Genomic DNA, 13095 nt, shown 5'->3' on the forward strand with positions numbered 1-13095 from the left:
TGATACCGGTTTTGTTTTTGAAGGATGCAGCCCGATGAGGTTTCTGGTCACCGGCGGCGCCGGATTCATTGGCTCGGCAGTGTGCCGCCGGCTGGTGGCCAATCCGCAGCATCGCGTCATCAATCTCGATTGCCTCACCTATGCCGGCAACCTGGCCTCGCTGCAGCAGATCGAGAACTACCCCAATTACCGCTTTGTGAAGGCTGATATCTGCGACAGCCAGACCGTTGCCGAGATCCTGCGCGACGAAGACATCGACGTGATCATGCATCTGGCAGCCGAAAGCCATGTCGACCGCTCGATCGACGGGCCGGAAGCCTTCATCGAGACCAATATCATCGGCACCTTCCGCCTGCTCACGGCAGCCCGGGCCTATCGCGACAGCCTGCCGGCCGAACGCGCCGCGCGCTTCCGCTTCCATCATGTCTCCACCGACGAGGTCTTTGGCGACCTGCCCTTCGACAGCGGCATCTTCACCGAAGACACCCCCTATGCGCCTTCTTCGCCCTATTCGGCATCAAAAGCCGCCTCCGACCATCTGGTCCGGGCCTGGGGCCACACCTATGGGCTGCCGGTGGTGCTGTCGAACTGCTCCAACAATTACGGACCGTTCCATTTCCCCGAAAAGCTCATTCCGCTGGTCATTCTCAATGCGCTCGATGAACAGCCGCTTCCGGTCTATGGCAAGGGCGAGAATGTGCGCGACTGGCTTTATGTCGAGGACCATGCCGCAGCGCTCGAAGCGGTGGCGACACGCGGCCGGCCGGGTCAGAGCTACAATATCGGCGGCCGCGCCGAACGCCGCAACATCGATGTGGTCGAGACAATATGCCGGATTCTCGACGGCAAACGGCCACGTGCCGGCGGCAGCAGCTATCTCGACCTGATCACCATGGTCTCCGACCGGCCCGGTCATGACCGGCGCTATGCAATTGATCCGCACAAGACCGAGACGGAACTGGGCTGGAGCGCCGACGAGAGCTTCGAAAGCGGCATGGCCAAGACCATCGACTGGTATCTCGCCAATGACTGGTGGTGGAAACCGATCCGTGCGCAAAAATATGCCGGCAGACGGCTAGGCGAAAGGGCCGGTTGAGATGATACGGATCGCAGTCACCGGCAGGCACGGCCAGCTCGCCCTTTCGCTGCAGGAACGCGCCGCAGCCGATGCAGGGATCACCCTGATCTGTCTTGGCCGTCCGGACCTGGACCTCTCCCGGCCCGGCACCATCGCCCCGGCGCTTGCCGCCTGTCAGGCCGATCTTGTCATCAATGCCGCCGCCTATACCGCGGTCGACGCCGCCGAAAGCGATGCGGAGGCGGCTTTTGCCGTCAACGCCACCGGCGCCGGTGCGGTGGCCAGTGCGGCTGCAGGGCTGGGATTGCCGGTGATCCAGATCTCCACCGACTACGTCTTCGACGGTAGCGCCGGCGCGCCCTATTGTGAAACAGCGCCGACCAACCCGGTTTCGGTCTACGGCGCCAGCAAGCTGGCCGGAGAGGCAGCCGTGGCTGCGGCCAATCCGCGTCATCTGATCATCCGCACGGCCTGGGTCTACAGCCCGTTCGGGGCGAATTTCGTCAAGACCATGCTCCGCCTGGCGGGCGAGCGCGACACGCTGCGTGTGGTCGATGACCAGATCGGCAATCCGACATCGGCGCTTGACCTCGCCGACGGCATGCTGGCCGCGGCCCGCACGGTTCTGCAACCAGGCTTTGACAGATGGGGCGTCTACAACATTGCCGGCTCCGGCTCGACCTCCTGGGCCGGGTTCGCCGCTCATGTGCTTGCTGAAAGCGGCCGGGCCGGCGGCCCGAGTGCCAGGGTCGAGCCGATTCCCGGGTCGGATTATGTCACCGCCGCAACTCGACCATCGAATTCCCGGCTCGACTGTGCAAGGGCCGAAACGATCTTCGGCTACCGGGCACCGGACTGGCGGCAGTCTTCGGCGGAAGTTGTCCGCCGGCTGCTGACCAAGGTCTGACGACAGCCCGGATCCCCATCGGGCAAGGGCCGCGCGATGCTCCGGCCTGCCGCGCCTTGCCGCCCCGACACCCAAGCAGTGGTGAATGCTGCCGGCCAATTCTCTGGACGGGCCTATGTATTCTTTATCAAAAGATCTTGATTTTCTTGCCCGAGGGGTGAATAGCCCTATGTATGGCGATCGCTCGAACGTCAGGCCATCCGGGCGGTTGGAACGCAACCTGTCATCAGCGACCCCGTCAATCGCGCCATAGAGACGTGAAGTTGAATGTGATGGAATATCTGCGGGTCGCGCATGCTGATCCAGAATGGATGAATATCAAGATATTCGAATCCCTTGAACAGACATTGCCACTCCGGAAGTGCCGGTGCCCTGCGCACGGGTATTGTCCATCCTACGACCTTGGCCAGAGACGGAACCTTTCATGATTGACAGACTCTCAAAGGGCGCTCTTCGGCTTCGCTTGGAGATCCAGAGACGATTGGCGAGCCTGTCGGCACTCTGGAAGCCGCGCCTGCCCGTCAAGGACAATCTGGATTTTCTCAGTTCCGGCGGCTCATCCGCAACCGGGCAGTTCATGCAATATGAAATGCGGCTGCCCGACCATCAAAATGCAATCGATCTCCTGCCCGGATGGAGCTCGGCATTTCCCTCCGAACTCGGGCTGACGGCAGGCAGGATCCCGCTGTTTTCAGATGCAAGGATCCTCGCCGCGCTCGACACCTATGGTCCGATCAAGGGCCAGACCATTCTCGAGGTGGGACCGCTCGAAGGCATGCACACTTATATTCTCAACCAGCGCGAGCCCGCGCGGGTGGATGCGGTCGAGGCCAACAAGCTGTGCTTCCTGCGTTGTCTCGTCACCAAGGAAATCCTCAAGCTCAACCGGGTGAATTTCCATCTGGGCGATATCCGCAGCTGGCTGGCCGAAAAAGACACGGTCTATGACCTCTCGATCGCCTCCGGCGTGCTCTACCACATGCATGACCCGGCTGAATTCCTGTCGCTGATTTCGGCGCGCTCCAACGCTATCTTCATCTGGACCCATTTCTATGACGAGGCGGCGATGCCCCCGTCCGATCTGCGCAACCTGCCCTTCAGCGGCAAGGTGGAGATCCGGGATTTCGACGGATTGAAACTGCACTATCACGAACGCAGCTATCAGCATGCAAATACCGACGCCTCGTTCTGCGGCGGCATGCGGGACCGTCATTACTGGATGCGCAAGGACGAGATCCTGTTGCTGCTGGCGCATTTTGGCTACACTGACATTGTAGAACTGGATGTGAATCTGGACCATGCCGGCGGTCCGTGTGCCTCGATATTCGCGCGGAAACAGCCGGAATCGGTCCCTGCAGAACCATAGACGGGTCGCTCAATTGCTGTTCAATCTCGAATACGATCGCGAAGACATCATAGAGGGCTACCTCATCCCGGACGGTTTTTCCAACGAACCGGTGGTGAAGGTCACGCTGGATGACGGATCGTCCTTTCTGCAGCCTTGCGACCAGATGCGCCAGGCCGCGCTCGACGCCGGCCGGCATGCGACCGGACTGGTCGGCTTCCGGCTCGATGCGAGTAACACCCCTGACCTGGCCGCACAATCGGGCCTGTCGGTCCGCGACGCCGACACGGGCCTGCTGATCTACCGCCGGCCCGGAGCGCGCAAGACGCTGGACATGAAACTGTTCCGGCTGGAGCTGAGAATGATTCCGGCGATAAAGCTGGACAAGCAGTGCGGACACAAATTCCAGTATGCCATGTCGGCAGCCGAGCGGTTCGGCAACGAGACGACATTGCAGATGTTTCATCTCAACGCCATCAACTCGATCTATGTCAGCGGCCGCCTGCCCTTGCGCGGCTATGAAGAATTTCTCGACAAGGGCTTCCATTTCGTCGGCTCGATCCCCGAGCCCTATTATGAAATGGCCAGCCGGCTGTTTATTCTCAAGCGCCTGTCCCGCGAGCCGGTGACCTTCATCAGCGACCGCGATCAGATCTTCCTGCAGCCTGCAGCGCGGCATTTCGCCGAGGTCAACCTGCAGGACGAGGGCGCGGTCAGGCGCGCGCTCAAACGGGCGGACGGCAAGGTCAGGAACGTCCTGGTATCGCCGGTCACGCGGCAACTGGTCTGCAGCGACCCCGAACAGCAGGTGACCCGCCGCGACATTGCCGCAGCAATCGACGCGGTTTCCCGTTTCACCACGGTGGGCTATGACAATGATGTCGGCCATTTTCATCAGGCGATCGGAGAACTGCTCGACATCCCGCCCGTCGAACTGCCGATCACGCCCCGTTATGCCTTTCTTGAGGAAATGGCCGAAAGATTGCGCACCATGCAGATCGCCGAAACGATGTTGGAGGAGGATCTGATTTTTGATTACTATGTGCGCCAGGCTGTGGCACCGGAGCCAGCGACATTGACTGAGGCATCCTCATGACAAAGCCGCTCGACGCGCGCACGCAAACCGGTCAGCCGGAGGTCGACATGGCCAAGTCCGCGCCGCGTGGCTGGCTGAGCCGGCTTGGCTCGGACAGGCGCCGGCAGGTCCCGCCGCAGACGATCCCGACGCTGACCTTCGATCCGACGGTCGCGCCGGTTGCGCAGGCGGGCGGCAAGCCGCCCCGGGCGCTGATCAGCTTCTTCCTGATGGTGATCATCCCGTCGCTGATCTCGATCTTCTATTTCACGCTGCTGGCGTCCGACCAATTTACCGCCGAAGCCCGGTTTGCGGTGCGATCGCTGGCCGATGACAGCACGGAGGCGAGCCCGGGCGGAAACCTCTTCACCATGCGCGCGGCGAGCCAGGATTCCTATGTCGTCACCAGCTTCATCCATTCCTCCGAGATTCTGAGCCGGCTGGATGGCAAGATCGACTACAGGGCCATCTTCGAATCCCCGGAAGCCGACTTCTGGAGCCGCCTCGATCCGGAGGCGTCGCGGGAGGAATTCCTCGATTACTGGGCCGACCACGTCACGGCCTATATCGACGGCCCGTCTTCCATCGTCACCCTGACGGTTCGCACCTTCAATCCCGACGATTCGGTCCGGCTCGCCACCGCGATACTGGAAGAGAGCGAAAAGCTGGTCAACGAGCTGACAATCCGCGCGCGCGACGACCTTCTGGCAAGCTACCGCCAGGAGGTCGACAGAACCACCGTGCAATACCAGCAGGCCCTGTCCGACCTGAACCGGCTGCAAAAACAGACCGGCTTCCTGAGCCCCGATGACGAAGCCAAGCAGACCGGCACATTGCTCACCGGCCTGCTGTCCCAGGCGATGGAACTCGACAGCCGGATATTCGTCCTGCGCCAGTCAAACGGCACCGGATCCCCCAGCTATCAGCAGCTTCTCAATGCCAGGGAAAGCCTCACCCAGCAGATCGACAATCTGCAGCAGCGGCTCGTCGGCAGCGATGACTTGGCGCTGACCAACCTCATCACCGAATATTCGGAGGTGGAGACCAACCGCATCGTCGCCGAGAAACTGTTTGAAACCGCCAAGCAGAACTATGACCAGGCCTTTGCCGCGGCGCTGCGCAAGGCGCTCTACCTGACGGTCTTCATCGATCCGTCCCTGCCCGAGGAATCCTTCTACCCGCGCCGCTTTGTGTCTCCATTGCTGCTGTCGCTCGGATTTCTGGTGTTCTGGTCGCTGCTCTCGCTGGTGTGGGCATCGGTTGAAGACCACAGGCTTTAGGGTGCCGCAGTGATCCGGTTCAAGAACGTTTCCAAGCACTTCAAGACGCAAAAGCACAAGAAGATCATTCTCGACCAGGTCGATTTCGAGTTTGACAGCAGCCATTCCTATGGCGTCCTGGGCGTCAATGGCGCGGGCAAATCCACAACCTTGCGGATGATCGCCGGCACCATCCTCCCCAACTCCGGATCCATACGCAAGAACGTCCGGGTGTCATGGCCGCTTGGCTTTGCCGCCGGCTTCAACGCCCTGATGACCGGCAAGGAAAATCTGAATTTCGTTGCCCGCGCCTATGGCGAGGATGTCGTCAGGGTCGCGCGTTTCGTGGAGGATTTTGCCGAAATCGGCGATTACATCAACGCACCCGTCAGGACCTATTCCTCCGGCATGATGGCGCGGCTGGCCTTCGGACTGTCAATGGCGATCGAGTTCGAATGCTACCTTGTCGACGAGATCACCGCTGTCGGCGACGCCAGCTTCCAGCAGCGGTGCAAGACCGCCTTTGACAGCCGCCGCCGGAATTCCACCATCATCATGGTGTCCCACAGCATGCACACCATTGACGAATATTGCGACAAGGGCATCCTGCTTGTTGATGGTCGCATGATGCTCTATGACGATGTCGGACAAGCCATTGCAGCTTATTACCGGTTGAATCGATAGTCTTCGCAGCCAACGATCAGCCGGAATGACGTTGGAACAGGCACATGGAAAGCGTGGATACATATCCGTGACGCATACTGGTCAGCACGAAGACAATTCGGGTCGTCAGCAGGTCGGGATTCAGGCCAGTCGCGACGTGTCGGCGCGGCTGACGGCGGCCGCCCGTCTGCTGCGGCTCTCGACCTCCTCCAGGAGCAACCTTTTCAAGATCGTCGGGCTGCGCCCGCGCATGCTCGACCGGCTTTTCACCATCGTCTCGATCTTGCTGCTGGTCTTCTGCCTGATCGTGCCGAGTGTTACCGCGCTGGCCTATTACGGCTATTTCGCCTCCGACCAGTATGAATCCGAAACGCGCTTCACCGTCAGGTCCTCGGCCCCTGCGCTGGGCAATGACCAGATCGCCGAGGTTACCGGCATTCCTTCAGCGAAGATCGTCCAGGACACGCAGATCGCCATGAATTTCATCGGCAGCCACGAGATGCTCGATGTGCTGGAAGAGCGCGATATCAGCCTGCACGAAATCTACGGCGACAACTCCATCGACTGGTGGGCGCGGCTGCCCGACGATGCATCGCGGGAGGACCTGCTCGAATACTGGAACCACATGGTGTCCACATCAGTCAGCCCCTCGAGCGGAATTGTCGTGGTCACGGTGCGCGCGTTTACGGCCGAGGATTCCGCGCTGCTGGCACGCGCGATCCTCACCGCCGCGGAATATGTCGTCAACCGGGTGAACGACCGGATCTGGAAGGATGTCATCGAGACATCCAACACCAATCTCGAAAATGCCAAGACCCAGTTGCTCGAAGCCCGGCAGGCCCTGGCCCGCGCCCGCAACCGCGACGGCGTGCTCACCGTCGAAGGCAGCTCCGCCATCGTCACCAATCTGATCAGCGCGATGGAAGGCGAGAGGCTCAACCTGCAGCACCGCTATGATGCCAATCTCGCCGTGGTCTCGCCGACGGCGCCGCAAATGCTTGTGCTCAAGCGCGAGATAGAAAGCAAGCAACAGCAGATCGCCGAACTCAAGAGCCAGCTGGCCGGCAGCGCCGAGGGCGCGCGCAACCTCGCCGATGTGTCACAGGAGATGTCGCAATTGCAACTCGCCCAGAGCCTGGCCGAACAGCAATTCGCAGCCAGCCTGAAGACGGTCGAGCAGATCCAGTTCGTCAGCCGGCAACAGCTCCTGTATCTCGAGAGCTTTCTCGATCCGCGCACGCCGGACGAGGCGATGTATCCGAAGCGGATCCTGTCGATCTTCCTCAGTTTCCTGGCCAGCCTTCTGCTGTGGGGGGCGCTGCTGGGCATCCTGCACACCATACGCAACCAGATTTCGAATTGAGCCGGTCATGCTGATGCGCGGTTCCGGCATATGCAGACTGCCAAGGGCCTCCGCCTCGCGTGATGGCGCCGGCGGAAGGGCGCTGCCTCTTCCACATCCAGAGCCAGTAAACCGATGAGCGTGACACCCAGCGAGATACAGCCAAGGACCAGCATCGGGGCCGCCCTGCGGGAGAAGCGGAACGTGATGGGGGCTGTCATCCTGCGGGATGTCAGAAGCCGCTATTTCAATCACGGTCTCGGCTTTCTGATCGTCTCCATCTGGCCGCTGGTGCACATGCTGACCCTGCTTGCCATCTACAAGTTCATCGGACGGCAGGCGCCCTATGGCGACAGTCTCAACGTGTTCTTCGCAACCGGCCTGATTCCAACGCTGTCCTTCATGTATGTCTCGCGTTTCATGTCGCTGTCGCTTCTGCTCAACCGCCCTATGCTGGCCTTTCCGGTTGTCACCGTGGTCGACATTATGGCAGCGCGCGCCTTTCTCGAAATCACCGCAGCCGTGTTGACGCTGTGCTTCCTGTTCTCCATCCTGCTTTTCCTGGGCGACAACCCGTTTCCGGCTGATCCACACCAGGCGGCCTATGCCTATCTGGCAAGTCTCCTGCTGGCGGTCGGCGTCGGGTCGATTGCCGGTGTGATCGTCATGTTCATGCCATTTTTTGCGACCGTCTACGCCCTGACCATGATCTTCGTCTATGTGCTGTCCGGCATCCTGTTTGTCCCCTCCTCGCTGCCCGAACCGATCGCCTATGCCTTGTCCTGGAACCCGGTGCTGCATCTGGTCGAGTGGATGCGCACGGCCTATTATCTCGGCTACAGCGACAAATATCTCGACAAGACCTATGTGCTGGGTTTCGGCATGACATCGCTTTGCCTCGGATTGCTGATGGAAAGGGTGTTTCGCCTCAGGATGCTCGAATCATGAGCGACGCCATGGGGCTTTCCGTAACCGCAGGCGGTGATCTCGAACCCGATGCCGCCACGGGAGGCAACGCCTGGCAAAGCACCGGCAACGATCCGTTCTTCAAAATCCGCTACCCGTTGTTTCGCCAGCCGATCGTGGTCGCCTTTCTCAGGAGCGATCGCGACCTGATCGACCCGAAAGCCTATATCGACCGTGGCTCCGGGTTCCGGGAAGACGACGCCGTCACCTTCAGGTCCGGCTATGGCTTCATCATCATCGCAGATGTCGGGAGACTGGGACTCAACCGCTCGTTTCGCATCGATCCGGCCACCCTTCCCTGCGAATTCAAGTTTACCGTCGAGACTTTTGCAAACCGGGCGGATGCCGAGCGCGCCATCGGCCTGCGGCAGGCCCGCGACATGGGGCAAGCCCGGCGCTGCGATCTCGGGCGGCTTCCCCGCTTTACCCTGTCCCTAGATTTCGCTCCCCGGCGCCGCTCCAGAAACCGGGTCTCAGCCTTCGTCGACGCCCAGTACCGGCTAGCCGAAGCCGCGCCGACGGCGAAGCTGCCGCAGGACGATGGCATCTGGCTGAGCACCGTGGTGCCGGTCTACAATGCGCCACGGCGGCATCTCGATGATCTCCTGCGCTCGTTCGAAAGCCAGAACATTGCTGGCACGGAACTGATCCTGAGCGACGATGCCTCGACTTCCGAAGAAACCCTTAAATGGTATCAGGACCTGGGCGCCCGCGACCGGGTGCAAATCGTCCGCAACCCCGTCAATGGCGGCATCGCCAGGGCAACCAATGCCGGCCTCGCCGTGGCATCGGGCACCTGGGTGACCTTGCTCGATCATGACGACGTCGTCGCGCCGCATGCGTTCAAGCTGATCGCCAACACACTCGCCAGCCAGCCCGAAGTCCGCTTCCTCTATACCGACGAACTGGTGGTCAATGACGACCTCGCCCCAAAAGGGGTCATGCTCAAGCCCGCCTATGACCCGGTTTTGCTCACCGGGATGAACTACATCAACCACTTCTCGCTGTACCGGCGCGACCGGCTGCAGGCGATCGGCAATCTTCGCCTGGGTTTTGACGGGTCGCAGGATTACGACCTGCTGCTGCGTTACCTCGAAGGCCTGCCCGAAGGCCAGATCCTGCATCTGCCCTATTTGGCCTATTGGTGGCGCCGAAGCGGCGATACCTATTCGCAGCGTTTCATCGACAATGCCACCGTGGCGGCGCGGACCGCCATCAGCGAACGCTTTGCGCGCGCCGGCATGGCCGTGAACCTTGAGCCGGCACTGACCCCGACCTTGCACCGTGTCACCTTCCCGGTCGACAAGGAGACCTGCTGGCCGAAAATCTCGATCATCATTCCGAACCGGGACAAGTTCGAGCTGATCTCGACCATTATCGCCAATCTGTACGAGCGCACGGACTATCCGGATTTCGAGGTCATCGTGATCGACAACGGATCGACAGATGCCCGGGTCCTGGAGCTTTACGCCGGATATGAGCGCACGCAGCCCGGTTTCCGCGCGCTGATCAGGCAGGAGCAATTCAACTTTGCGCGCGCGATCAACCGCGGGGTCGCAAGCGCTTCCGGCGCGCATTACCTGATGCTCAACAATGACGTGGAGGTGATCGAGGCGGATTGGCTCAAGGAAATGGTGTCGTGCCTCAATTTTGACGGCACCGGCATCGTCGGCGCAAAACTGCTCTACCCCAATGACGTGATCCAGCATGCAGGCGTTATCGTCGGCTTCGGCGGCCTGGCAGGGCACTGGTATCACAACAAGCCACGCGACTTCGGCGGCCCGATGAACCGGCTGCACCTGCGCAATTCCATGACCTGCGTCACCGGGGCAGTGATGCTGATCTCCGGCGAATGCGCCCGCGCGGTCGGCCTGTGGGATGAAGAGCATTTCGCCGTGGCCTATAATGATGTCGATTACTGCCTGCGCGCCCACAAGGCCGGTTTTCGCATCGTCTGGACGCCCTATGCCTGCCTGTATCACCATGAATCGCTGTCGCGCGGTGATGACAAGTCCGGCGAACGCAAGCTCCGTTTCGACCAGGAAAAGGCCAATCTGCAGCGGCTGCACGCAACGGCCGGATTTCAGGACCCGGCAATCAACCCGGGATACCAGAGCGGCCAGTCTGTGCCGGGCTTGCAGATACCCGAAATGTTGTCTGAGGCCCGACCCGGCTTTCGCAGCGGAAGCTCCGGCAAGCAGGCTTCCGGCAAGTCCCGACACCAAAACTCTGCAAACATCGCCCGGCAGCAAAAAGAATAGATTTGATCGATACCGATTTGCTATAGAAACAATCTGCGGACAGACCGAATCCGGGCACGCTTTCCGGCGAAGCGGATATGGATATAGCGCCGCCGGGTACATCTGTGATGGCAGCGAGGCAGAATGTTTTCAATGAATTGGAAGGCCATGCGGCGCGCCAAGCCCCACCGAAACCTTGGGCGCCTGAAACTGCAGCGCTCCAAGCTTGCCATCGATCGTCTGTCCCGCTTTCGTCTCTTTTCCTCGTCGGATTACAGAGCCCGGCACGCGGACATCAACACCATGCCCTCAACCATGCACTTTGTCGGTTATGGAGCCGACGAACGGCGCAAGGCTGCAAACTCGGTGCACATCGCGCGCATCCTCGGCGAGTTTGCAAACACTCCTGTGCCGCGCACCGGTGCCACAGGCCCGACTCCTGATACTCGCCCACTTACTGTCGGGATCTTTGTCAGCAGCCTCGGCAACATATTCATGCGCGAGATAGCCTGCTGCCTTGGCGACACGCTTAGATCAGCCGGACATACGGTCATCGAGGCGGACGAGAATTCGGATATTGACGCCCGGCCCGAGCACTGCATCTATGTGTCGCCGCATGAATTCTTCTTCCTCGGACGCGGGCCGGAATGGGTCCGCGACGACGTGCTGGAATCGGCCTGCATGTATTGCACCGAACAGGTGCAAACCTCCTGGTTCTGGCAATGCCTGCCCATTGTTTTGATGGCAAAATCCGTCATCGACATGTCGCTGCCGCTCGCATCCGCCTTTTCAGAGGTAATGCCGGCTGCCTGCGTCTTTCCCTCTGTCGGCAAGACACCACCTCCGGTCAGCCCGGACCTGCTCGACCACCCGATGCTGCGTGCCCAGCGGTGGTGGACCAGCACGGCCGCAGACGGACCTGAGGGCAAGCGTCCTCTCGACGTGAGTTTCTTCGGGACCACAAGCCCCCATCGAGCCCGCTTTTTTGCGCGCAATGCGGAACGGCTCAGCCGTTTCGAAACCATGATCTATCTGCGTACGAAAAATGCTCTGGAACCGATGAATGCCGCAACCGGCGAGACAGGTCTGGTGGATGTGGCCCGATATGCCGCCCGCCATGCCCGTATATTGCTCAATGTGCATCGCGACGAGTTTCCCTATTTCGAATGGCACCGTCTTGTCTATCAGGGCATGGCCAACCGCAGCGTGGTGGTGTCCGAGCCCTGTTTTGCCAATCCGGGATTCGAGCCGGGCGTCCATTACCTGGCCGAGGAATCGCATCATCTCATGCATCTGCTGGAATGGGTCCTCAACGACAAGGATGGTCAGGACAAGGCCGATGCCGTCGCAGAAGCCGCGTTTCTCGCAGCCCATGACCCGATCGACGAAGCAGCACGAGCCCGAACGCTTGTGGCCATCTTGACAGCCCGGGGGCCGGCACATGCGAACCAGTGACAGCCGTACGATTCTGCAATGGGGGAAAATCCCCGCCGATACGGGCGTGTCCGTCGCCATCAGCCTCTACAATTATGCAAACCATATCGAGGAGTGTCTCGACTCCGTCGCCGCCCAGGACTTTGCCGACATCCAGCTTGTGATCGTCGATGACTGTTCGCGCAAAGACGATTCACTCGCCGTCGCAAAGGCATGGATGCAGGAGCACCAGGACCGTTTTCCCAGCGGCCTGCTGATCGCCCACCAGGCCAATTGCGGCCTCGCGGAAGCCCGCAATACGGGCTTTCGGGCTGCCGGATGTGACACGGTTTTCGTCATGGACGCCGACAACACCATTCACCCGTGCTGTATCCGCAAGCTTCACCGTGCCCTGCATGCCTCCGAAGCCGAGGCGAGCTATAGCCAACTGGTAATGTTCGGCGATGTCACCGATGTGGGTTATGCCGACTATTGGTCGAAACCGCTTCTGGCCAAGGGACCGTATGTCGACGCCATGGCCTTGGTGCGAAAACGCATCTGGGAGCGCGCTGGCGGCTACACCCACATCGACGGGGGGTGGGAGGACTATGATTTCTGGTGCAAGCTCGCCGAACTGGAAGCGGAGGTCTGCTTTGTCCCCGAACTGCTGTGCAGCTACCGGGTACATAAAACATCCATGCTGCGCACCGATACAGTGAACCGTTATGAAAGCCTCAAGAACGTGATTTCGCTGCGCCATCCCTGGACCCGGCTCACATGACCGGTTTGGCTGCCCGTGCAATGGAC

At 60.6% G+C, this 13095-nt stretch carries 11 protein-coding genes; all 11 read left to right on the top strand.

The features are described 5' to 3' along the window. Positions 1–34: 34 nt before the first annotated feature. The 11 genes from rfbB (at position 35) to OEG82_RS20600 (ending at position 13069) form a co-directional block, all read left to right on the top strand. Positions 35–1096 (top strand): dTDP-glucose 4,6-dehydratase, encoded by a 1062-nt coding sequence (gene rfbB, locus OEG82_RS20550; protein ID WP_267615025.1) that lies wholly within the window; start codon positions 35–37, stop codon positions 1094–1096. A gap of 4 nt (positions 1097–1100) precedes the next feature. Beyond that, the gene (gene rfbD / locus OEG82_RS20555) at positions 1101–1985 is read left to right on the top strand and encodes a dTDP-4-dehydrorhamnose reductase (RefSeq protein WP_267615026.1); all 885 of its coding nucleotides are present in this window, start codon (positions 1101–1103) and stop codon (positions 1983–1985) included. Positions 1986–2409: 424 nt separating this feature from the next. After that, positions 2410–3351, top strand: a complete 942-nt coding sequence (locus tag OEG82_RS20560) for a class I SAM-dependent methyltransferase (RefSeq protein ID WP_267614212.1) — start codon at positions 2410–2412, stop codon at positions 3349–3351. A gap of 13 nt (positions 3352–3364) precedes the next feature. Beyond that, entirely contained in the window at positions 3365–4426 is a 1062-nt protein-coding gene (locus tag OEG82_RS20565) for a hypothetical protein (RefSeq protein WP_267614213.1), read from the top strand. Further along, positions 4423–5685: a KpsE/RkpR family capsule polysaccharide export protein gene (locus OEG82_RS20570; RefSeq protein WP_267614214.1), complete on the top strand. Its 1263-nt coding sequence runs from the start codon at positions 4423–4425 to the stop codon at positions 5683–5685. Before OEG82_RS20565 ends, OEG82_RS20570 begins: the two co-directional genes overlap by 4 nt. Before the next feature lie 9 nt (positions 5686–5694). Next, a complete protein-coding gene (locus tag OEG82_RS20575; RefSeq protein ID WP_267614215.1) occupies positions 5695–6348 on the top strand; it encodes an ABC transporter ATP-binding protein in 654 nt (217 codons plus the stop codon). Between the two features lie 67 nt (positions 6349–6415). Next, positions 6416–7690 carry a KpsE/RkpR family capsule polysaccharide export protein gene (locus OEG82_RS20580; protein WP_267614216.1) on the top strand — a complete coding sequence of 425 codons (1275 nt, stop codon included), beginning with the start codon at positions 6416–6418 and terminating at the stop codon, positions 7688–7690. A gap of 114 nt (positions 7691–7804) precedes the next feature. Next, positions 7805–8617: an ABC transporter permease gene (locus OEG82_RS20585; protein ID WP_267614217.1), complete on the top strand. Its 813-nt coding sequence runs from the start codon at positions 7805–7807 to the stop codon at positions 8615–8617. After that, positions 8614–10896, top strand: a complete 2283-nt coding sequence (locus OEG82_RS20590) for a glycosyltransferase family 2 protein (protein WP_267614218.1) — start codon at positions 8614–8616, stop codon at positions 10894–10896. Before OEG82_RS20585 ends, OEG82_RS20590 begins: the two co-directional genes overlap by 4 nt. A gap of 474 nt (positions 10897–11370) precedes the next feature. Next, positions 11371–12330 carry a hypothetical protein gene (locus OEG82_RS20595; RefSeq protein WP_267614219.1) on the top strand — a complete coding sequence of 320 codons (960 nt, stop codon included), beginning with the start codon at positions 11371–11373 and terminating at the stop codon, positions 12328–12330. Then, positions 12317–13069, top strand: a complete 753-nt coding sequence (locus OEG82_RS20600) for a glycosyltransferase family 2 protein (RefSeq protein ID WP_267614220.1) — start codon at positions 12317–12319, stop codon at positions 13067–13069. The genes OEG82_RS20595 and OEG82_RS20600 overlap by 14 nt, the downstream gene beginning before the upstream one ends. Positions 13070–13095: the final 26 nt, after the last annotated feature.

It is taken from the genome of Hoeflea ulvae, assembly GCF_026619435.1.
Taxonomy (GTDB): Bacteria; Pseudomonadota; Alphaproteobacteria; order Rhizobiales; family Rhizobiaceae; genus Hoeflea; species Hoeflea ulvae.